Origin of the sequence: Pseudomonas sp. GZD-222 (assembly GCF_049310525.1) — a bacterium.
Taxonomy (GTDB): Bacteria; Pseudomonadota; Gammaproteobacteria; order Pseudomonadales; family Pseudomonadaceae; genus Aquipseudomonas.
In genome coordinates, this window is record NZ_JBMOWO010000083.1 from 1 (window position 1) to 20,221 (window position 20,221).

18 protein-coding genes are annotated in these 20,221 nt (G+C 60.5%); 13 read left to right on the forward strand and 5 right to left on the reverse strand.

What is annotated here, in order from left to right; translation table 11 throughout:
- The first annotated feature begins 112 nt into the window (after nt 1-112).
- From ACO6VD_RS16640 to ACO6VD_RS16675, 8 genes are all read left to right on the forward strand, one after another.
- Nucleotides 113-949, forward strand: a complete 837-nt coding sequence (locus ACO6VD_RS16640) for a 23S rRNA (adenine(2030)-N(6))-methyltransferase RlmJ (RefSeq protein WP_422420668.1) — start codon at nt 113-115, stop codon at nt 947-949.
- A gap of 108 nt (nt 950-1,057) precedes the next feature.
- On the forward strand, nt 1,058-2,815 hold the full coding sequence (locus ACO6VD_RS16645; protein ID WP_400173560.1) for a carbamoyltransferase: 1,758 nt from the start codon (nt 1,058-1,060) through the stop codon (nt 2,813-2,815).
- On the forward strand, nt 2,799-3,929 hold the full coding sequence (locus tag ACO6VD_RS16650) for a glycosyltransferase (protein WP_422420669.1): 1,131 nt from the start codon (nt 2,799-2,801) through the stop codon (nt 3,927-3,929). Before ACO6VD_RS16645 ends, ACO6VD_RS16650 begins: the two co-directional genes overlap by 17 nt.
- Complete coding sequence (locus tag ACO6VD_RS16655) at nt 3,929-4,825, forward strand: antimicrobial resistance protein Mig-14 (protein ID WP_422420671.1); 897 nt, start codon at nt 3,929-3,931, stop codon at nt 4,823-4,825. Before ACO6VD_RS16650 ends, ACO6VD_RS16655 begins: the two co-directional genes overlap by 1 nt.
- Entirely contained in the window at nt 4,822-6,222 is a 1,401-nt protein-coding gene (locus ACO6VD_RS16660; RefSeq protein WP_422420686.1) for a PIG-L deacetylase family protein, read from the forward strand. The genes ACO6VD_RS16655 and ACO6VD_RS16660 overlap by 4 nt, the downstream gene beginning before the upstream one ends.
- 48 nt (nt 6,223-6,270) lie before the next feature.
- Nucleotides 6,271-7,227 carry a glycosyltransferase family protein gene (locus ACO6VD_RS16665; RefSeq protein ID WP_422420672.1) on the forward strand — a complete coding sequence of 319 codons (957 nt, stop codon included), beginning with the start codon at nt 6,271-6,273 and terminating at the stop codon, nt 7,225-7,227.
- Between the two features lie 65 nt (nt 7,228-7,292).
- Nucleotides 7,293-8,066, forward strand: a complete 774-nt coding sequence (locus tag ACO6VD_RS16670) for a glycosyltransferase family 2 protein (RefSeq protein WP_422420687.1) — start codon at nt 7,293-7,295, stop codon at nt 8,064-8,066.
- Nucleotides 8,067-8,114: 48 nt separating this feature from the next.
- Nucleotides 8,115-9,209, forward strand: coding sequence for a glycosyltransferase (locus ACO6VD_RS16675; protein ID WP_422420673.1), 1,095 nt, complete (start codon nt 8,115-8,117; stop codon nt 9,207-9,209).
- A 6-nt stretch (nt 9,210-9,215) separates the two neighbouring features.
- Here the strand turns inward: ACO6VD_RS16675 and ACO6VD_RS16680 are convergent, their stop codons facing one another.
- A complete protein-coding gene (locus tag ACO6VD_RS16680) occupies nt 9,216-9,818 on the reverse strand; it encodes a toluene tolerance protein (RefSeq protein ID WP_422420675.1) in 603 nt (200 codons plus the stop codon).
- A 100-nt stretch (nt 9,819-9,918) separates the two neighbouring features.
- Between ACO6VD_RS16680 and ACO6VD_RS16685 the strand changes: the two genes are divergently transcribed.
- The 3 genes from ACO6VD_RS16685 (at nt 9,919) to hldE (ending at nt 14,477) form a co-directional block, all read left to right on the forward strand.
- On the forward strand, nt 9,919-11,094 hold the full coding sequence (locus ACO6VD_RS16685) for an O-antigen ligase family protein (RefSeq protein WP_422420688.1): 1,176 nt from the start codon (nt 9,919-9,921) through the stop codon (nt 11,092-11,094).
- Between the two features lie 15 nt (nt 11,095-11,109).
- Nucleotides 11,110-12,924 (forward strand): lipid A export permease/ATP-binding protein MsbA, encoded by a 1,815-nt coding sequence (msbA, locus tag ACO6VD_RS16690; RefSeq protein WP_422420676.1) that lies wholly within the window; start codon nt 11,110-11,112, stop codon nt 12,922-12,924.
- A 131-nt stretch (nt 12,925-13,055) separates the two neighbouring features.
- A complete protein-coding gene (gene hldE, locus ACO6VD_RS16695) occupies nt 13,056-14,477 on the forward strand; it encodes a bifunctional D-glycero-beta-D-manno-heptose-7-phosphate kinase/D-glycero-beta-D-manno-heptose 1-phosphate adenylyltransferase HldE (RefSeq protein WP_422420677.1) in 1,422 nt (473 codons plus the stop codon).
- A 39-nt stretch (nt 14,478-14,516) separates the two neighbouring features.
- On the opposite strand, the gene ACO6VD_RS16700 is transcribed toward hldE, so the two are convergent.
- Genes ACO6VD_RS16700 through ACO6VD_RS16715 form a run of 4 tightly spaced genes read right to left on the reverse strand, consistent with a single transcriptional unit; the run spans nt 14,517 to nt 17,894 of the window.
- Nucleotides 14,517-15,479: a metal ABC transporter ATPase gene (locus ACO6VD_RS16700; RefSeq protein ID WP_422420679.1), complete on the reverse strand. Its 963-nt coding sequence runs from the start codon at nt 15,477-15,479 to the stop codon at nt 14,517-14,519.
- Nucleotides 15,480-15,526: 47 nt separating this feature from the next.
- The gene (locus ACO6VD_RS16705; RefSeq protein ID WP_422420681.1) at nt 15,527-16,336 is read right to left on the reverse strand and encodes an aldo/keto reductase; all 810 of its coding nucleotides are present in this window, start codon (nt 16,334-16,336) and stop codon (nt 15,527-15,529) included.
- A complete protein-coding gene (locus ACO6VD_RS16710; protein ID WP_422420682.1) occupies nt 16,333-17,508 on the reverse strand; it encodes an NAD(P)/FAD-dependent oxidoreductase in 1,176 nt (391 codons plus the stop codon). Before ACO6VD_RS16710 ends, ACO6VD_RS16705 begins: the two co-directional genes overlap by 4 nt.
- Nucleotides 17,509-17,561: 53 nt before the next feature.
- Nucleotides 17,562-17,894, reverse strand: a complete 333-nt coding sequence (locus tag ACO6VD_RS16715) for a DMT family transporter (RefSeq protein ID WP_400173572.1) — start codon at nt 17,892-17,894, stop codon at nt 17,562-17,564.
- An 87-nt stretch (nt 17,895-17,981) separates the two neighbouring features.
- On the opposite strand from ACO6VD_RS16715, the gene ACO6VD_RS16720 reads away from it, so the two are divergent.
- Nucleotides 17,982-18,872 (forward strand): LysR family transcriptional regulator, encoded by an 891-nt coding sequence (locus ACO6VD_RS16720; protein ID WP_422420683.1) that lies wholly within the window; start codon nt 17,982-17,984, stop codon nt 18,870-18,872.
- A 14-nt stretch (nt 18,873-18,886) separates the two neighbouring features.
- Nucleotides 18,887-20,155: a lipid IV(A) 3-deoxy-D-manno-octulosonic acid transferase gene (gene waaA, locus ACO6VD_RS16725; protein ID WP_422420685.1), complete on the forward strand. Its 1,269-nt coding sequence runs from the start codon at nt 18,887-18,889 to the stop codon at nt 20,153-20,155.
- Nucleotides 20,156-20,221: the final 66 nt, after the last annotated feature.

Below are 20,221 nucleotides of genomic sequence, written 5' to 3' on the forward strand. Positions count from 1 at the left end.
GGAGCGGGCTTGCCCCGCGATTGCGGTGTGTCAGTCAAATCGCATCGCGGGGCAAGCCCGCTCCCACAGTTCGGCATGACAAGGTAAACTGCACGGTCTTGCAGGAGTTGCCATGAACTATCGTCACGCCTTTCACGCCGGCAACCACGCCGACGTTTTCAAACACCTTGTGTTGACCCGCCTTATTGCGCTGATGTCGCGCAAGGAGCAACCGTTCGCCTATCTCGATACTCACGCCGGCCTCGGCTTGTATGACCTGCAGGGCGACCAGGCGACGCGTACCGGCGAGTGGGTCGAAGGGGTCGGCCGGCTGTGGGGGCGTGATGACCTGCCCGAGGTGGCTGCTGACTACCTGCGTATCCTGCGCAAGATGAACCCCGACGGCGAGTTGCGCTACTACCCGGGTTCGCCCGAGCTTGCCCGGCGCCTGGCGCGTCAGCAGGATCGCGTGCTGCTCAACGAGAAGCACCCTGAAGACGGGCGCATGCTCAAGGACAACATGAAGAAAGACCCGCGTGTCGCTGTGCACCTGGGCGAGGGCTGGCACGTGCCGCGGGCGCTGCTGCCGGTGCAGGAAAAGCGCGCCGTGATGCTGATCGACCCACCGTTCGAACAGGCTGACGAGCTCAAGCGCTGCACTCAGTCGATGAAAGAGACTATTGGTCGCATGCGCCAGACTGTCGCGGCGATCTGGTACCCGATCAAGGATCAGCGCCAACTGGTGCGTTTCTACCAGGACCTGACCAGCACTGGCGCGCCGAAGTTGCTGCGGGTCGAGCTGTACGTGCATCCCCAGGACAGTCCGCAAGGCCTCAATGGCTCAGGCCTGGCTATTGCCAACCCGCCATGGGGGCTGGAAGAAGAACTGCGTGAACTGCTGCCGTGGCTGTCCCAGGTGCTGGCGCAGACCCAGGGTAGCTGGCGCATGGACTGGCTGATCGCCGAGTAACAGGCCGGGCAAGCCCGCTCCCACACTTTACGTTATAATCCCGCTCTTTCGTTGCCGCTCGCCCCACGGGGCCAGGGCGCATATTTACAGATTGAAGAGGCTAGACCCTTGGCATTGACGATTCTTGGCCTGTCCGGCGCCCTTAGCCATGATCCTTCCGCGGCCCTGTACATCGACGGCAAGCTGATTGCCGCCGCTGAAGAAGAGCGCTTCGTGCGCGACAAACATGCAAAGAACCGCATGCCCTACGAATCGGCGAAGTTCTGCCTGGAACAGGCTGGCATCAAGCCGTCCGACGTAGACGTGGTGGCCATTCCGTTCGCGCCGATCAGCCTGTTCGGCAAGGCTCGCTGGCACTACGCCAAGCGTTACTGGTACGCCCCGGACCGCGCGCTGGATGCGATCCTGATGGGCAACCGTCGCTACAAGCGCTATCGCAAGAAGATCGTCTGGTGCCTGGAGCAACTGGGTTTCGACCCGAAAAAGGTCAAGATCGAACCGGTCGAGCACCACCTGGCCCACGCCTCCAGTGCCTACCACTGCTCGGGCTTCAAGGAAAAAACCGCGATCCTCGGCATCGACGGCAAGGGCGAGTACGCCACGACCTTCTTTGGCTACGGTGAAAACGGCAAGATCCACAAGATCAAGGAATTCTTCGATCCGGATTCGCTCGGTGGCCTGTATGGCGCGATCACCGAATTCCTCGGCTTCGAGATGCTTGATGGCGAGTTCAAGGTCATGGGCATGGCGCCGTATGGCGATGCCAGCAAATATGATTTCTCACGTCTGGCTTCGTTCGAAAACGGCGAGTTGGTGATCAACACCGATTACGCCAACGTTATCGGCCTGCGCCGCTACAAAGAGAAGGGCAAGGGTTTCTACTTCTCGCCGAAACTGATCGAGTGGCTGGGTCCCAAGCGCGAAGGCGACATCGCCGACGAGCCGTACATCCACTACGCCGCCAGCATGCAGGCGCTGTTCGAGAAACTCGCGCTGCAGATGATCGACCACTACCTGGGCGACATCCTCAAGGAAACCGGCAAACTGGCCTTCGCTGGCGGTTGCGCGCTGAACGTCAAGCTCAACCAGAAGATCATTGCTCGTCCTGATCTCAAGGAACTGTTCGTTCAGCCGGCCTCCGGCGACGCCGGTACCGCAGTGGGTGCGGCAGCGTACGTATCCCACGCCCGTGGCGTGCCGGTCGAGAAGATGGAACATGTCTACCTCGGCCCTGCGTACTCCAACGAAGACGTGATTGCCGCCTGTGCCCGTCACCCGAGCCAGCCGAAATGGCGCAAGCTGGAGAACATGCCCGAGCAGATCGCCAAGATCATGGTCGACGGCAACCCGGTGGCCTGGTTCCAGGGGCGCATGGAGTTCGGTCCGCGCGCGTTGGGCGGTCGCTCGATCATTGGTTGCCCAAGCGTGGCCGGCGTTGCCGACCGCATCAATCACCAGATCAAGTTCCGCGAGCGCTGGAGGCCTTTCTGCCCGTCGATGCTCGACACCGTCGCTCCGCAAATGATCAAGATCGATCACCCGGCGCCGTTCATGACCTTCACCTTTGAAGTAGCTGAAGAGTGGAAGACCCGCGTGCCGGAAGTCGTCCACGAAGACGGCACCTCGCGGGCCCAGGTGCTCAAGCGCGAATACAACCCGCGCTATTACGACATGATGAAGGCGCTGGAAGACCTGACCGGTAACGGCGTGTCGCTCAACACCTCGCTCAACCGTCGTGGCGAACCGATGATCTGCTCGCCGACCGACGCCCTGAACATGTTCTTCGGCTCGGATCTGCAGTACCTGATCATGGAAGACATTCTGGTAGTCAAGGACGGCGCGAACACTTATGACGTCCAGGGCTGAAAAACGCGTCCTGCAGTTCTGCCACGGCTATGACGGTCCGTTCCTGGACTGTGCGCGGCAGTACGCCAGCCTGTTCAGCGGCAGCGGCTACAAGGTCACCACGGTGTTCCTTACCGGCGCTGCCGATCCTCAGGTGGCAGCCGGTTGCGCCTCTGATGAAGTGATCTTCCTGGAGTTCAGTTCCAAGGCCATTCGCGGTCTAAAGCTGGGGGCGATTCGCGCGTTGCGGCGGATCGTCGCCACGCGTGATTTCAGCTTCTGCATTGCCCATCGTTTCAAGCCGATCTATATCGCCTTGTTGGGTAGCCGCCTGCCGGTGATCGGTGTGCACCATGCCTTCGGTGATTATCTGCGCAGCAGTCGTCAGCTGTTTGCCAACCTGTTCCGTCAGCGCCTGAGTTTGCTGGGTGTGTCCGATGCGGTGAGTGACGATATGCGTAAATGCCTGCCCAAGTGGCCGGCCGAGCGCATCCAGACGCTCTACAACCGTATCGATATCGAGACGCTGCAGGCTGCGCTAGTACCTGGCGAAGACGCACGCCAAGCGCTGGGGCTGGACCCGCAAGCCTGGATTGTCGGCAATGTCGGCCGCCTGCATCCGGACAAGGATCAGGCCACCTTGTTGCGTGGCTTTGCCCAGGCCCTGCCGGGCTTGCCTGGTGGTGCCCGGCTGGCCATTCTCGGCAAGGGTCGCCTGGAGCAGTCGCTGAAGACCTTGGCGGGCGAACTGGATATTGCCGATCGGGTCGATTTTCTCGGTCAGGTGCCGGATGCGCGCCGCTACTTCAAGGCGTTCGATGCCTTTGCCCTGAGCTCCGATCACGAGCCGTTCGGCATGGTCCTGCTTGAGGCCATGGTCGCCAGTGTGCCGGTACTTGCCACTGCCTGTGGTGGTGCGATTGAAGTGGTCGAAGGTGTTGGCATTCTCTTTCCGCTGGCTGATGCCGAGCGTCTGGCCCAAGGTCTGCAACATCTGGCGGTCCTCGATCAAGGGCAGCGCCAGGAGTGTGCCGAACGCATGCTTGCGCGTCTGCGCGAGCGTTTTTCTGATCACGCTGTACGCGACACCTTCTGGCAACTGCCGACTGTGCGCGCGCTGACGGCGGAGGCTTGATGCTCAATCATATTCAAGGCTGGCGCGAGCGCGGCTGGAGCGTCATCGATGCGCCTGCCTATGCGCAAGCCTGGCAGCGCTTTGGCGGTAGTGTCGCCACCCACCCGCTGGTGATCGAGCAACTGGCGGACCTGGCGCAGATCCCCGTGCGCTACCTCGGCTGGTCGCACAACGGCGAGCTCAAAGCCGCGATTCCGACCTGGGGGCGTCACCTGGCGCTGTCCAAGGACGTGCTCAAGCGTCAGGGCAAAAAGGGCTTGTACGACCTGGGTAATGCCGAGCTGATCCTGCCAGCGGCTGCCGATGCTCAGGCACCGCTGCGCCATGCCGGGCGTTACCTGTCCGAGCTCAGCCAGGGACGCTTTGCCAACCTCAAGCTCCAGACTGAGTCGCTGGCGATGGCGCGTACACCTGAAGACCTGTCGAAGAAGTTTCGCTATAACCAGCGCCGTGAATTGCGTCTTCTGGAAGAAGCGGGTGGCCAGGTGCGTCCGGTCGCTGATTTCACCAGTGGCGAACTTGCGGCGATTTACTGCGATCTGTTTCAACGTCGCTGGGAATTTCCGGCCACGGGTGCCGAACGCATGGCTGAAGTCATTGAGCGTTTGCGTGAGCTGTTGATCGGCTCGGTGCTGTTTCTTGACGATGCGCCCATTGCCATCCAACTGGTCTACCGGGTGGAGGCGCCGGAGTGGATCAGCGTCGAGTACATCAATGGTGGCGTTGACCCGCAAACCAAGGCCTTCAGCCCTGGCAGCGTATTGAGTTTCCTCAATACCCAGGCGGCCTGGGAAGACGCCCGGGCGCGCAACAAACCGCTGCGTTTCTCCTTTGGTCGCGCCGATCGCGAGTACAAGGATCGCTGGTGCAACCCCGTGCCGGTGTTTCAGGTGTGAACCGCAAGCAGCAGCTGCTCAAGCAGCACCGGCGCAACAAGCGGCTGGGGTTGCTGGTTGGCCTGATTGCGCTGCTGGGCCTGGGCATTTTCGTCCAGTGGTGGTTGCCGCTGTTGTTGCTGCCACTGCTGTGGGTGGCCCATGAGGCCTGGTTTGCTGACCATCTGTTCTATGCGCCTGGCGAAGATTACCAGTACCAGTTTCCACCAGAGTGCCAGGTGCATGCGGTCGAACTGGTCGAGGGGGTGGTGCGGTTTAAATCACCCCTGCAGCTTGCCGGCGATGAAACCCTGGTCCTGGCGCTGCGCCTGAAAAGTCGCTGGCTGGGGCGATTCTTCGACCCGGCAGTGGTACTGAACGGTGATGATTGCCAGGTCTTTGAGCGGGGTGTTGCCGGGTTGCGTTACCTCAATCTGACCGGGCTCGGCGAGTCGCTGGCTGCCGGGCAGCTGCGTCTGCGTGGGCGCTATTGTCGCCTGGCTGGCGAGGGGCAGTTGTGGGTTGTGCCGGGCAAGGATCTGCGGCAGAAGCGGGTGATGGTCATCGCACCCCATGCCGACGATGCCGAGCTCGCTGCTTACGGCCTGTATAGCCAGGCGCAGGAAGCCTGGATAGTGACCCTGACGGCCGGCGAGATCGAAGCCGAGCACTATCAGCAAATGGGCCTGGCCAAGGCTGAGTCTGCCCGTTTGAAGGGGCGGCTGCGTGCCTGGGACAGTATTGTCGTGCCGCGCTGGGCGGGTGTGCCTGAATCGCACTGCGTGCAGCTGGGCTACTTTTGCCTGCAATTGCCAGTCATGCAGGCCGCACCCGATCAGCCTGTTGCCTCGCGAGAGGCGGACCTTGCCGATACCCGCCTGTTCCGGCAGTTCAACACAATGACCTTGCCGGGTGACCAGGATGGCGCGCCAACCTGGAACAACCTGCTGGCTGATTTGCGCGCGATGTTGCTCAAGGCGCGTCCTCAGGTGCTGGTAATGCCTCACCCGGTGCTCGATCCGCATCCTGACCATCTCTGTGCCCAGGCTGCCGTGCTCGAGGCCTTGCAGGGCCTGGAGTGGCAGCCGGAAACTGTGCTGGGTTATGCCAACCATTTGCATGACAACGACCGCTGGCCCATGGGCGATAGCGGCGCGGGTGTTGCGTTGCCACCCCATCTGGAGAGCGGGGAAGTTTGGGCTCCCTACAGCCTGACGCTGGATCTGCCGACTCAGCGTGATAAGGCCATGGCGCTGGGCATGATGCATGACCTGCAACCGCCGGCACCGTTCAAGCGCCGTGTTCGTCGCTTGCTTCAGCGCTGGCTGGCGGGAAGACGTCCTTCGCCCTATGGCGAGAATGAGTTCTTCCGCAAGGCCGTGCGCCGACATGAATTGTTCTGGCGCCGTGATCTCTGATCCTGGCGCATGACTGTTAGCGGCCGAGCAAAGGCCGCAAGGAAATCAATGAAAGTTCTATTTCTGGTGCAGAAAGAACAACGGGCAATCCTCGACCGTCTCTACGACGGCGTGGCCGCCCATTGCGAATGCGATCTGCGCTGGCTGAGCAGTGCCGACCAGCGCAACCTGCGCAGCTATTTCCGTCGCGAAGTCGACGTTGAAAAGTATGACCGGATCGTGTTCTTTCTGCGTTTCAAGCAAGAGATCCGCCAGGTCGGCTTCATTCGTACGGTGCCCAATCTGGTCATCCTCGAACACGATGCCTACCAGAACTACATCCCGTGCAAGTACACCGGCAAGTTCAGCGCGCACTATCGTCAGTTGCCTTGGGCCCGGGTGATCAGCTCGGGGTACATGGTCAGCGAGCGATTGCGTCAGGAAGGCTTCGACGCCGAATTCGTGCCCAAGGGCTACGACCAGCAGTTGCTGGCTGACCAGGGGCGCGAGCGGGATATCGAACTGGCCTTTGTCGGCAGCACCAATAGTGTGGCTTACAGCGGTCGCAAGGCACTGCTCGATGAGCTCGCGCAGGTCGAGAACCTGCTGGTGACCCGGACAAAGTCCGGTGAAGAATACTGTGACACTCTCAACCGCATTCGCTTCTTCGTCAGTGCCGATGTCGGCATGGGCGAATACATGATCAAGAATTTCGAGGCAATGGCCTGCGGTTGTGTTCTGCTGGCGTTTGACCAGGGAGAGGCAGAGAATCGCGCCCTGGGCCTGCAAGATATGCACAACGTGGTGCTGTATGACAGCATTGCCCAGTTGCAAGAGAAGCTGAAGGTATTGCGCGCCGACCCGGCATTGGTCGAACGTATCGGCAACAATGGCCGTGACCTTGCGGTTTCGCAGTTTAGCTTCGCCGAAGTTGGCCGTAGTATCGTGGAAAAAATGCAGCCACCTCTGCGTTCCCGTCCAGCTTTGACCGGTTGGCAACGCTTGCGTTTGAGACTGGGCATATGAGCCGGATGTCCCTCACAGAGGGCGTGGTCTCGAACAACCGAATACAAAAGATGGGAGTGGATCCGGTGCGATTCAGTGATGACAGTGATGTAACCCTGGTGGTTACCAGTTGCGGGCGCTTCGACCTGCTCAAGCTTACACTCGAGAGTTTCGATCGTTTCAATACTGCGCCGATTCGCGAAGTGTTCATCACCGAGGACTCGGGAGATGACGCTGTCCATCAGGCTGTACCGGAGCACTGGAAGCCTCATTGCAAGGTATTCGTCAATCGGCCCAAATTGGGGCAGCTGGCATCGATCGACCTGGCTTATGGTGAAGTGAAAACCCCGTACATCTTTCACTGCGAGGATGATTGGGAGTTCTATCGGCCAGGTTTTGTCGAGGACTCCCGGAGCATCCTCGACGTCAGCCCACATTTACTTCAGGTCTGGCTGCGCAGCTACGCCCACGACTTGAAAATACACAGCCCCTACATCCATTTGGGGGAGCGTCAGGTCATTGCTGGCGTTCCTTGCTACCCATTGCTTTCTGACAAACCCGAGTGGCAGAGTTTCTCGTTGAACCCGGGCCTGCGCCGACTGAGCGATTATCAGCGCTGTGCACCATTTGCCGCCTATGCTGGTGAAAAGGCGCTGTCAAAGCACTACGCCGAGCTGAATCTTACCGCAGTCAGCCTTGAAGGGGATGCGGTACTGCACACCGGGTTCGGTGCGCATGTAAGCCTGCCCGGCGAGCGTCGGCGCAAAGCGCGGCGCCGTAAGCGTGACCGGATCAAATTGATAGTGATATTGGTGGTTGGAACGGTTCTGGGGGCGGGGGTTGGTTTCTTTGCACATTGACTTGGTCTGTTTGCTCGTTATCCGGTCCGAACCAGGGGGTGATACCCCGTGAATATCGTCAATATCATGTGGGCAGGCGGCGCACCGTATGTCTCGGTGCACAAGGTGCATCAGCAGATTCTTTCCCATGCGGCGCCGGGTGCAGCAGTCAGCAGCTGGCTTTTGCAAGGGCAAGGTTCTTGTTGCAATGACCAGCGTACGCTTGAGTGGCAGCTGTCTCAGCGTTTGCTCAAGGGGCGGCATATCTGGAAGCTGCTCCATCCCTGGATGCGCAGTCGCTTTCGTAAAGCGTTGAAGCAAACCAATACTCAGGTGGTGTTGCTCGACGGTCTGGGTGTTTCGCGCTTGGTCTTGCCGGTGCTGCAGCATTTGCCTGATCTGCAGGCGACAGTTGTGTTTCATGGCACGACACGTCTGCATCGTGGTGATATTGCGTTGTTGCGCAGCTTTCAGGCACCACAGGTCACGCTCGTTGCCGTTTCACAAACGTTAGCCGCCAAATTGCAGCAAGACCTTGGCGTGCCTGTGCAGGTGTTGCGGTCAGCGCTTGAGCCCGAAGGCTTTCGCCGGGCATTACTGGGGCGCGAGGCCGCCCGGCAACTGCTCGGATTGCCGATGCACGAGGAGCTGGTCATGGGAGCGGTCGGCCGTTTGGTCGATAGCAAAGGATTCGACCACTTGCTCGATGCATTCGCTTTGGCCCGGCAACGGCAGCCCAACATTCGCCTTATGATTGTGGGTGAAGGCAATCAGCGAGCGCTACTCGAGTCGCGCATAAAGGCGCTGGATCTGGGGGCGGTTGTGACGCTTTACGGTCACTGCAGCGAAATGTCCAGGCTTTACCGGGCATTTGACTGGCTGCTGGTTCCTTCTGGCTCCGAGGGGCTGGGGCTGGTGCTGCAGGAGGCGGTATTGGCTGATGTGCCGGTTTTGTGCACTGGCCTGCCGGTATTTCGTGAGCAGCTAGGCGATGCCGGTCAGTATGTTGCTGCTGGCGATGTTGTCGCCTGGGGCCAGGCAATTGCTGACTGTATGACGCTTGATGGCAAGGAAGTGGCCAAGGCGCAGTATCAGGCCCTGGCACCCGAGCAGGCCTGGCAACGCTTCAGCCAGCTTTCCAGAACCTTGCTGGGTAAGTTCTAAGGGTTGCTAGCCCAACAAGGCGCGTTCCAGTTCGGCGAGAGGAAATTTGTCCTCGAGGCGCTCCCGTGCGATATAGCGTGCAAAGTGCTTCACGTTGCGCTTGACCATGCGGTTGGATAGCGGTGCGCGCATGAATCGCATATCGGCTACATCAATTAGTCCCAGCTCCTGTTCGGGCGTCACGACGATGTTGCCCAGGTGCAATGAGCGAAAGTAGATACCCAATTTGTGCAGTTTGCGTACCAGCGTGACAAGCTCTGGAAGGCGCTCTTGCCAACTGAAACCCGGCTTGCGAGAGAGTTGGCTAAGGGTTTCTCCGGGCAGTGGTTGATACAGCACCGCAGTCATTCCAGGGGCATCCAGATTGTAGTATTTCAGAACTTTCAGTGTGGGAATTCCCTTTTTCTCCAGCTGCATTGCATTGTCGATGAAGCGTTGGGAGTAAGGTCGCAGCAGGGCGGATGAAATGAGCCGCTTGCGTCTGAAGAGCTTAAGGATGTTGCCATCGTTTAGCAGGTAGACTTTGGCGCCGTAGCTGTCAGCCTCCAGCACCTGGGCGCCAAGGATGAGCGGGTTGAAGTCGACCTGAGGTAGCCGGGAACATTGCATGGATAAGGGCCTTGTCAACGGGCAAGCAAAAGGACCGGCCATAATGCCGAAAAGTATAAAAATGCACCATGCCGGTGTTGTTGAATTGATGGGGATACGCATGATGTATGAAAGGCGCTGGGCGCAGTCCTGGCTGGCGATTGGATTTCTGTGGTTTCTGGTGGCGATTGCCCTGGCGCCAAGCAACAAGATCTATCAACAGGGCCTGGTGCTTTTCCTGTGGTTGCCTACTCTGATTCTACTGTGGTCTGCACGAGGTGTCCTGGTACAGCTGTGGAACGCGCAGCGTGCGTTGTGCGTGTCAGTGGGGCTGCTACTGTTGTGGTCGGCGTTGAGCCTGTTTTGGACCAGTGCCGAGAATACCGAGCGTGAGTTCAAGCGACTTTTGTATATTGTGTTCTTCCTATTGTTTTTTCCTCTGCTGGTCAACGCGAACTTCTCGCGTCTAATACAGCTAATGCAGTGGGGCGGTATAGGGCTTGGTGTTGCGGCTTTGCTTTCCATTGTTCAGTTCTATGGTGTGCAGGGTCAGCCGTGGGTATCCAGGCTTTATGGTATTGGTGAGATATCCCATCCGATCCTGGGTGCCTATGTCATTGCTGCGGCGATTATCTGGATGCTTCACTGGCAGCCGCAACAGCGCTGGTTTCAAGTGCTTTGGGTGTTGTCCTTGGTAAGCCTTGGGGCTTTTCTGGTGTTGTGCCAGAGCCGGGGAGCGGCATTTGCCCTGTTGATTTCCCTGGTGGCCATGCCTTATTGGTGCCGTGATCGTAGAAGTCGTCTCATCGCCATCGGGGCGATTGTTGCGGCAGTGCTGGGTTTGGTATTGATGTACACACTGATCATGGCCCGGGGCTCGTCCTACCGGCCGGAAATTTTTCAGTCCAGCGTGCAGATGATAGCGTTGAACCCATGGACAGGACTTGGTCTGGGTAGCTTTTACTCCGTCACCGCCTTGGGGCATCAGTTCGATCACACCCACAATATGCTTACCCATATCGCCGTCGAGCTCGGTATCCCCGGCGTGTTGCTGTGGTTGGCGGTCTGGCTGTGCGTAGTTCGTGAAATCTGGCGGGTACGCTCAACGATTTTCGGCAAGGGATTGTTGGGGTTGTGGCTGTTTTCCAGCCTGGCCATGCAGTTCGATGCCGCGAGCCTGACCGATACGCCGCGAGCCGAATGGTTTATCAGTTGGTTACCAGTGGGGCTGACAATGGCCCTGGTCTGGATGCATGCCCGTCGGCCGGGCTGTGATAAAATTTCCGGTTCAAACTGAACAGCGAGCTCGACGATGGCCGAAACACCGCTAAAGGCGGAGCAGCAGAGTAGCTCCAGCCTGAAAATCTACTTCCGGCTACTGAGCTATGTGAAACCGTATATCGGCATTTTCATGCTGAGTATTCTCGGTTTCATCATCTTTGCCTCAACCCAGCCAATGCTGGCCGGGATTCTCAAGTATTTCGTCGATGGCCTGAGCAATCCCCAGGCGGTGTTGTTCCCCAATGTCCCTTACCTGAAGGATCTGCAGTTGCTGCAGGCGGTGCCTTTGCTGATCGTGCTGATCGCGGCCTGGCAAGGTCTGGGCTCGTTTCTGGGTAACTACTTTCTGGCCAAGGTTTCGCTGGGTCTGGTCCATGACCTGCGCGTCGAGTTGTTCAACAAGTTACTGGTACTGCCCAACCGTTACTTCGACAACCACAACTCCGGTCACCTGATTTCACGTATCACCTTCAACGTGACCATGGTCACCGGTGCGGCCACCGACGCCATCAAGGTGGTGATCCGTGAAGGCCTGACCGTGGTGTTCCTGTTCATTTACCTGCTGTGGATGAACTGGAAGCTGACCCTGGTCATGCTGGCAATCCTGCCGATCATCGCCGTGATGGTTGGTAGCGCGAGCAAGAAATTCCGCAAGCAGAGCAAGAAGATCCAGGTGGCCATGGGCGATGTGACCCACGTGGCCTCGGAAACCATTCAAGGCTATCGCGTGGTGCGCAGCTTCGGCGGTGAAAGCTACGAGCAGCAGCGTTTCGCCAATGCCAGCCAGAGCAACACTGACAAGCAACTGCGCATGACCAAGACTGGCGCTGTGTACACGCCGATGCTGCAGTTGGTGATCTATTCGGCCATGGCCGCGCTGATGTTCCTAGTGCTGTTCCTGCGTGGCGACGCCACAGCCGGCGATCTGGTTGCCTACATTACCGCTGCAGGCCTGCTGCCCAAGCCGATCCGACAGCTGTCGGAAGTCAGCTCGACTATCCAGAAGGGGCTGGCCGGCGCCGAGAGCATCTTTGAACAGCTGGATGAAGAGCCGGAAGTCGATAACGGTACCGTGGAGCTGGATCGGGTTGTTGGACGTCTTGAGGTGCGTAACCTGAGCTTCACCTACCCAGGTACCGAGCGTCAGGTGCTGTCCGACATTACCTTTACCGCCGAGCCGGGCCAGATGATTGCCCTGGTGGGGCGTTCGGGAAGTGGCAAGTCGACCCTGGCCGGGCTGATTCCGCGGTTCTATCACCACGACCAGGGGCAGATCCTTCTCGATGGCGTGGAAATCGAAGAGTATCGTTTGCGCAACCTGCGTCGCCATGTCTCGCAGGTGACCCAGCATGTGACCCTGTTCAACGACACTGTGGCCAACAATATCGCCTATGGCGACCTGGCTGGCGCGCCGCGTGCTGATATCGAAGCCGCCGCCGCCGATGCCTATGCCAAGGAGTTCGTCGATCAGCTACCCCAGGGCTTTGATACCCAGGTTGGCGAAAATGGTGTGCTGCTCTCCGGTGGACAACGCCAGCGTCTTGCGATTGCCCGGGCCTTGCTGAAGAACGCGCCGCTGCTGATCCTCGATGAGGCTACCTCGGCGCTGGACACCGAATCCGAGCGGCATATCCAGGCTGCGCTCGATCATGTGATGAAAGGGCGTACCACGCTGGTCATCGCTCACCGTCTGTCGACCATCGAAAAGGCTGACATGATCCTGGTCATGGATCAGGGCAAGCTGGTCGAGCGCGGTACGCATACCGAGCTGCTGGCCGCCAATGGCTACTACGCCAGGTTGCATGCCATGGGCCTGGACGAGCCAGCCAAGGCAGACATCACCTGAGCCTGGCACCGGAGCCCTTCCTGGGCTCCGGTGGCTTGCCTGTAATCGCTTGTTGGCAAGGCAGTAATCAAGCCTTCGTCTTGCCTGTGCTAATATCCTGCCCCTGTTAATTTTGTATATATGGGTTGCCCATGAAGTTGTCCATGCCGCGTTTCGATCAAGCCCCGGTACTGGTGGTGGGCGATGTCATGCTCGACCGTTACTGGCATGGCGGTACCTCACGGATTTCGCCTGAAGCACCGGTGCCGGTGGTCAAGGTCGAGCAGATCGAGGACCGTCCGGGTGGTGCGGCCAACGTTGCCTTGAACATCGCCGCCCTGGGTGCGCCGGCTTCCCTGGTCGGGGTTACCGGCCAGGATGAGGCTGCCGACAGCCTTTCCAACAGTCTGCAGGCAGCCGGTGTGCGCTCTATTTTCCAGCGCATTGCGCACCAGCCGACCATCGTCAAGCTGCGGGTCATGAGCCGCCACCAGCAACTGCTGCGTATCGATTTTGAAGAGCCCTTCGCCACCGACCCGCTGTCACTGGGTGCTGAAGTCGACACCTTGCTCGACGGAGTCAAGGTCCTGGTGCTGTCGGATTACGGCAAAGGCGCCTTGAAGAACCATCAGAGCCTTATCCAGGCCGCGCGGGCCAAAGGGATTCCGGTGCTGGCCGATCCCAAGGGCAAGGATTTTTCGATTTACCGTGGTGCTAGCCTGATTACCCCGAACCTCAGTGAGTTCGAAACCATCGTTGGGCGTTGTGCCGATGAAGCGGAACTGGTGGCCAAGGGCGGTCAGTTGATGCGTGAGCTGGAGCTGGGGGCCTTGCTGGTAACCCGAGGTGAGCATGGCATGACCCTGCTGCGCCCTGACCATCCTGCCCTGCACTTGCCAGCCCGTGCCCGTGAAGTCTTCGACGTCACCGGTGCCGGCGATACCGTGATTTCGACCCTGGCCGCTGCCATCGCCGCCGGCGAAGAGCTGCCGCATGCCGTGGGCCTGGCTAATCTGGCGGCCGGTATCGTGGTCGGCAAGTTGGGTACCGCTGCCATCAGTGCACCGGAGCTGCGTCGCGCCATCCAGCGTGAAGAAGGCTCTGAGCGTGGCGTGTTGAGTCTCGACCAGTTGCTGCTGGCCATCGACGATGCCCGTGCGCACAACGAGAAGATTGTCTTTACCAATGGTTGCTTCGATATCCTCCATGCCGGTCATGTGACCTACCTGGAGCAGGCGCGCGCCCAAGGCGATCGTCTGATCGTTGCGGTAAACGATGATGCTTCGGTCAGCCGCCTGAAAGGCCCGGGTCGCCCGATCAACAGCGTCGATCGGCGCATGGCTGTCCTCGCCGGCCTGGGTGCGGTGGACTGGGTCATCAGCTTCCCTGAAGGCACGCCGGAAAACCTGCTCAGCCAGGTCAAGCCAGACGTGCTGGTCAAGGGTGGTGACTATGGTATCGACCAGGTGGTGGGTGCCGATATCGTCAAGGCGTATGGCGGCACGGTGAAGGTGCTGGGTCTGGTTGAGAACAGCTCGACCACCGCTATCGTCGAGAAGATTCGCAAGCACTGAGGCAAGCATCGCGGGGCGGCTTGCACCACCCCGCGATGACTATTTACGCAACCCGCCTCGCGCCATCTGCAACAACTCCCGCGCCTTGCCCGTTAGCCGCTGCAGTCCTGTATCCGCTTTCGGCGCCGCCAAGCCTTGCTGGCTAACCCAGTCCTTCCAGCGAATCCGCTCATCCCTGACCAGCCAGCCCTCTTGCCGGGCAAAGCTTTCGGCCAGGTAAAGGCCGCGTGTGCTGGCGGGCAGCAGACGGTCCTTCTTTAGCGTGTACAGCTCAGCCCGTGGGCGTCCATCGTCCAGCGGCATCAAGTACAGGTCGGGGCGGGCGCGATTGAGACGGGCTACCAGCTGGTCGCCTTCGAGCCGTTCATCGACATGAAACAGGCTCAAGGATTTGGCTTCGCGCGGGACCTGCAGGCGCAGGTCATAGATCAACTGCAACGAGGCGGTCGGCAGGTGCACGTAGGCCCGTGGCCGCTCCAGCAGTTGCAGGTTGGCGCAGCGCACCGGTCTTGCCGCGCCGGACTGCGGCGTCAGGACAAAAGGCAGCGCTTCGCGGTAATGCAGGGCATCGGCATAGGGCGCCGGTAGCCAGGTGTCATTGAAACGTCCACCCAGCCAACCTTCCGGGGTTTCCAGCAGGCACTCTTCAGCAACTTCCTGGATGGCGGTGTGCAGCGGCAGGTTCAGCTCCTGGGCAGGCACATAGCCGGAGATCAGCTTCAGCACCACATCCCCCCGGTCCTGGCGGCGCTGACGAACCAGCACCCAGTAATCGCGGTTTTGCCAGTGCAGCGTCAGGCGCACGGAGACACCGAGGTTGGCCAGTTCAACGGCAAAGCGCTGGCTATCGGCCAGGTGGATCTGCTTGCGCCGTTGTTGGGTTTGGGCGAAGTTCGACGGCATGCCGATGCTCTGGTAGCACAGCCCCTCGGGGCTGGCTTCGACGTGCAGGGGCAGGGTTTTGAAGTTGCTTGGATTTTTGCGGATCAGCGTTCGCGGCATGTCGGCTCCTTCTTGCGTTGGGGTCGGCCGCGACGGCGGCGTTGGCGTCAGCGATTCAATACGGCGGCAACGGTGGCCACATTATGGGCCAGGTGTACGGGATTGATGGTGCCGACGATAGCACTGCTCACTCCGGGGCGGCCAAACAGCAGCTCGAAGCTGGCACGTACCGGGTCGATGCCCGGGCTCAGGCAGACATGGCCACTAGCCAGGGCTTTCTTCACCAGGATCGCCTTGCCGTGTTCGGCGGCATAGTCGATCACCGTCCGTTCCGCCTGTTCGTTCAGATTGTAGGTGACCATGGCGCAATCGCCGCGCTCCAGCGCCTTCAATCCACCCGCGGCAGTTTTGCCGGACAAGCCGAAGCCGCCGATCTTGCCTTCCTGCTTCAAGGTTTCGAGGGTCTGATAGACCTCCTCGTGCTCGAGAATGTGCAGGTCGTTGCCGTCGGAATGCACCAATACCAGATCAATCTGCTCGGTTTCCAGGCGCTTGAGGCTGCGCTCGATGGAAAAGCGCGTGTGGGCGGCGCTGAAGTCGAAACGCGATCGGCCTTCTTCGAACTCCTCACCGACCTTGCTGACGATCACCCAGTGATCGCGTTGGCCACGCAGCAGCGGTCCGAGCCGTTCTTCGCTGCGGCCATACGCCGGTGCGGTATCGATCAGGTTGATGCCCAGCTCGCGCGCCTGAGCCAGCAACAGGCGGGCCTGATCGTCATCCGGAATGGTGAAGCCGCTGGGGTATTTGACGCCCTGGTCGCGCCCCAGCTTGACCGTACCGAGCCCCAGCGGCGAGACGTTCAGGCCGGTGCTGCCCAGGGGGCGGTGCAGATCGTGAAGCGTCGGCACACTCATGGCAGCAGTTGCTCCCAGACCGGCATGGCCATGGGTGGTCGTGGCAGATCGGGAAGGGCGCCGTGAGCCCCCGGCTTGATACCGTCGCGCTCAAAGTTGGCCAGAACCCGATCACTGAAGTCCGGGGCGAGGGCCAGTTTTGTCGGCCAGCCAACCAGCAGACGCTGCTGTTCGGCGAGGAAGGCGTTGTCGGGGCGCACCAGGCCTGACTGCGCCGGTTCAGCGCGGTCGATGCGCACGGTGGCCCAACGTACCTGGCTCAGGTCGATCCACGGCAGCAAGCTGCTGACTTCTTTCTGCGCAGCGGCAATCTGGGCATCCGGCTCGCGAGCGACGCCGTCGGCCTCGGCGAGGTCGCCGCCCATGTACCACACCCATTGACCATCGGCGGCCGGGTGGCTGGTGACGGTGATGCGCGGTTTTGGTCCGCCGCCCAGGCAATGAGCGTACAGCGGTTTGAGGCTGGCACCCTTGGCCATGACCATGTGCAGCGGTCGACGCTGCATCGCTGGCTGGCTGAGACCAAGCGTCTTCAGCAGTTCTGCGTTGCCGGCACCCGCGCTGAGGACCACGCGCTGTGCGCGGATCTCGCGTCCGTCGACGCGCAGCCCAGCCAGTTCACCCGCCTCATGCAACGGCTCGATGGTTTCTGCGGCGAGCAGACTGTCGCCGGCCAGTTCGGCAAGTTTGTTCAGCAGGCTTGGCACGTCAACGACCAGTTCGGCGAGGCGATAGACCTTGCCCTTGAACGCGCGGTCTTGCAGAGCGGGTGGCAGTTGATCACCCTTGACCTGGTCAACTCGGCCACGCACCGCCTTGCTGGCGAAGAAGCTGGTGAGGTTGCCGGCGAGCGTACCTGGGGACCACAGGTAATGGGCGTCGGATAACAGGCGCACGCCGGACAGGTCCAGCTCACCGTTGCCTGCCAGGGCCTCGCTCCAGCGCCGCGGCATGTCGGCAATGGCTTCGGAGGCGCCGGTCAGCGCACCGTGCAGGGCATACTTGGCGCCGCCATGAATGATCCCCTGCGACTTGAGAGTCTGCTCGCCACCGAGGCTGGCGCGTTCCACCAAGACCGTCGAGTAACCCAGGCGACGCAGGCGGGCATTGAGCCAGAGGCCTGCGACCCCTGCGCCGACGATCAGCACGTCGGTGGAAATAACGGATGGCATGCATGCACCTCACAAGCTTGGACAGAAGCCCAGTATACAGCCTGTGAGCAGAATCAATGCCCGGCGGTTTTCGAGAAGACCTGGATCACCACCACGCCGCCGACGATCATGGCCATGCCGAACATCGCCGGAACGTCCAGCTTCTGCCCGTAGATCACCAACGCGGCGACGCTGATCAGGACAATGCCCAACCCTGACCAGATGGCGTAGGCGATACCGACCGGAATGCTGCGCACCACCAGGGTCAGCATCCAGAACGCCACGGCATAACCACAGATCATCAGCAGCAAGGGCAGGGGGGTGCTGAGACCCTTTACGGCCTTCATCGAGGCGGTGGCGATGACTTCGGCGCAGATGGCGATAGCCAGGTAGGTGTAGGCGTTCATGTCGGTGTTCCTCTGTTCTGGCTGGGCATTTTAGAGCAAGCCTGGATGGGGTAAAGTCATTACCTATCTTTTATGGAGATAGGTTGCATGGCTGAACAGTGGAATCTGGAGCAACTGCAGCTGTTTGTCGGTGTCGCCGAGCAACGTTCGTTTTCGGCGGTGGCCCGCACTCAGCGCAAGGCGCAGTCGGCAGTGAGTAATGCCATTGCGCTGCTCGAGGCTGATTTGGGTGTGACCCTGTTCGAGCGTAGCAGTGGCCGCCAACCCCGCTTGACCGAGGCCGGCGCGACCCTGCTGGAGGACGCTCGTGAGCTGTTGCGTCAATGCGAGCGTCTGGACGGTCGGGCGCTGGCGCTGATGCGCGGACAGGAGGCGCAGTTGCGGGTCGCCCAGGATGAAGCCATGCCTTATCAGCCGGTTATCGACAGTCTCGACGAGCTGGCCCAGCAGTTCCCCATGCTGGAAGTGCAACTGGCCAGCGGTGCCCAAGGTGACGTGGCGCGCAAGCTGGTCGAGCGCCGTGCAGACCTGGGCCTGCTGTTTCGTCATGAGCGCATGCCGTCAGCATTGGAGCGCCGCGCGTTGGGGAACGTGGAGATGGTCACCGTCTGCGCCGTCAATCATCCCTTGGCGCAGCTAGGACAGGTCAATCGCCAACAACTGGCACGCCATCGCCAGTTGCTGATTGCTCCGCAGGAAAGCGGTTATCCCGGCGGCGAGCCAATCAGCCCGCAGATCTGGCGTGCCGACAGCTTCTACGCCATGGCCGAGCTGCTGATGCGCGGCCTGGGCTGGGCCTGGTTGCCCCGGCATGTGGTGCAGTACCCGACTTACCACGCGCAGATGGTCGAACTGAGCAGCGAGTGGACACCGCCAGCATTGGTCGTAGAGCTGGTCTGGCGTCGTGATGAGCCCTTGGGACCTGCGGCGCAGTGGCTGGCTGAACGCTTCGCAGTGCACTTGCGCGCCATTGGCTAGTACACTTCGGCGCCATGAACAGAACACTCTATACCCTGCTGTTTCACCTGGGCCTGCCGCTGGTTGCGCTGCGCCTGTTCCTGCGTTCGCGCAAGGCCCCAGCCTATGCCCAACGTATCGGCGAACGCTTCGCCATGAACCTGCCGGCCATGCGCAAAGGCGGCATTTGGGTGCATGCGGTGTCGGTCGGCGAGAGCATCGCTGCGGCGCCGATGATTCGTGCCCTGCTGCAGGCTTATCCACAGCTACCGATCACCATTACCTGCATGACTCCGACGGGCTCGGAGCGGGTACGGGCGATGTTTGCCGATGAGCCGCGCATCCAGCACTGCTACTTGCCCTATGACTTGCCGTGGGCGGCCGGGCGCTTTCTCGATCATGTCCAGCCCAAGCTTGCGGTGATCATGGAAACCGAACTGTGGCCCAACCATATTCACCAGTGTGCCAAGCGCGGTATCGCGGTGGCACTGGCCAATGCGCGCTTGTCCGAGCGTTCGGCGCGTGGCTACGCACGCTTTGCCGGACTGACCCGGCCGATGCTGGCCGAGATGAACCTGATCGCGGTGCAGACCGAGACTGAAGCCGAGCGTTTTCGCCAGCTGGGCGCGAGACCTGAATGCGTTCAGGTTACCGGTTCGATCAAGTTCGACCTGCGAATCGATGATCAACTGTTGCCGCGCGCCCGGGCCTTGCGTGAGCAGTGGCAGGCCGGGCAGCGTCCGGTGTGGATCGCTGCCAGCACCCATGAGGGTGAGGACGAAGTGATCCTGGCTGCGCACCGCCAGTTGCTTGAGCACCATGCCGATGCGTTGCTGATCCTCGTGCCACGGCATCCGGAACGCTTCAATGCCGTTTTCGAGTTGTGCTCGGCACAGTTCCCGACCATTCGCCGCTCCAGCGCTGCACCGGTGGGTTCGGAGACAGCCGTGCTGCTTGGCGACACCATGGGCGAGCTGCTGTTTCTGTATGCCTTGGCGGATATCGCCTTTGTCGGTGGCAGTCTGGTGCCCAACGGCGGGCATAACCTGCTGGAGCCAGCGGCTTTGTCATTGCCAGTAATTAGTGGCCCGCACCTGTTCAACTTCCTCGAGATCGCGGCGATGTTGCGCGATGCCGGAGCGTTGCAGGAGGTGGATGATGCCCAGGGATTGGCGGCTGAAATTCGCCGGCTGATCGAGTTGCCGCAGGATGCGCGGCGCATGGGTGAAGCGGGGCGTGCGGTGATGAAGGCCAACCAGGGGGCGCTGCAGCGTTTGCTGGATGGCTTGGGGCGATTGCTCTAATGCTATCGCGGGGGGGAGGAAGTAGCCCCCCAAGGGACGCGGTGGGGGGGGGGTGCTCCCTAGCGC

What these genes read in the sequence shown, in the direction of transcription:
- ACO6VD_RS16640 (WP_422420668.1), top strand. Translation starts at nt 113, where the DNA reads ATGAACTATCGTCACGCCTTTCACGCCGGCAACCACGCCGACGTTTTC.
- ACO6VD_RS16650 (WP_422420669.1), top strand. Translation starts at nt 2,799, where the DNA reads ATGACGTCCAGGGCTGAAAAACGCGTCCTGCAGTTCTGCCACGGCTAT.
- ACO6VD_RS16655 (WP_422420671.1), top strand. Translation starts at nt 3,929, where the DNA reads ATGCTCAATCATATTCAAGGCTGGCGCGAGCGCGGCTGGAGCGTCATC.
- ACO6VD_RS16665 (WP_422420672.1), top strand. Translation starts at nt 6,271, where the DNA reads ATGAAAGTTCTATTTCTGGTGCAGAAAGAACAACGGGCAATCCTCGAC.
- ACO6VD_RS16680 (WP_422420675.1), bottom strand. Translation starts at nt 9,818, where the DNA reads ATGCAATGTTCCCGGCTACCTCAGGTCGACTTCAACCCGCTCATCCTT.
- ACO6VD_RS16685 (WP_422420688.1), top strand. Translation starts at nt 9,919, where the DNA reads ATGATGTATGAAAGGCGCTGGGCGCAGTCCTGGCTGGCGATTGGATTT.
- msbA (WP_422420676.1), top strand. Translation starts at nt 11,110, where the DNA reads ATGGCCGAAACACCGCTAAAGGCGGAGCAGCAGAGTAGCTCCAGCCTG.
- hldE (WP_422420677.1), top strand. Translation starts at nt 13,056, where the DNA reads ATGAAGTTGTCCATGCCGCGTTTCGATCAAGCCCCGGTACTGGTGGTG.
- ACO6VD_RS16700 (WP_422420679.1), bottom strand. Translation starts at nt 15,479, where the DNA reads ATGCCGCGAACGCTGATCCGCAAAAATCCAAGCAACTTCAAAACCCTG.
- ACO6VD_RS16705 (WP_422420681.1), bottom strand. Translation starts at nt 16,336, where the DNA reads ATGAGTGTGCCGACGCTTCACGATCTGCACCGCCCCCTGGGCAGCACC.
- ACO6VD_RS16710 (WP_422420682.1), bottom strand. Translation starts at nt 17,508, where the DNA reads ATGCCATCCGTTATTTCCACCGACGTGCTGATCGTCGGCGCAGGGGTC.
- ACO6VD_RS16715 (WP_400173572.1), bottom strand. Translation starts at nt 17,894, where the DNA reads ATGAACGCCTACACCTACCTGGCTATCGCCATCTGCGCCGAAGTCATC.
- ACO6VD_RS16720 (WP_422420683.1), top strand. Translation starts at nt 17,982, where the DNA reads ATGGCTGAACAGTGGAATCTGGAGCAACTGCAGCTGTTTGTCGGTGTC.
- waaA (WP_422420685.1), top strand. Translation starts at nt 18,887, where the DNA reads ATGAACAGAACACTCTATACCCTGCTGTTTCACCTGGGCCTGCCGCTG.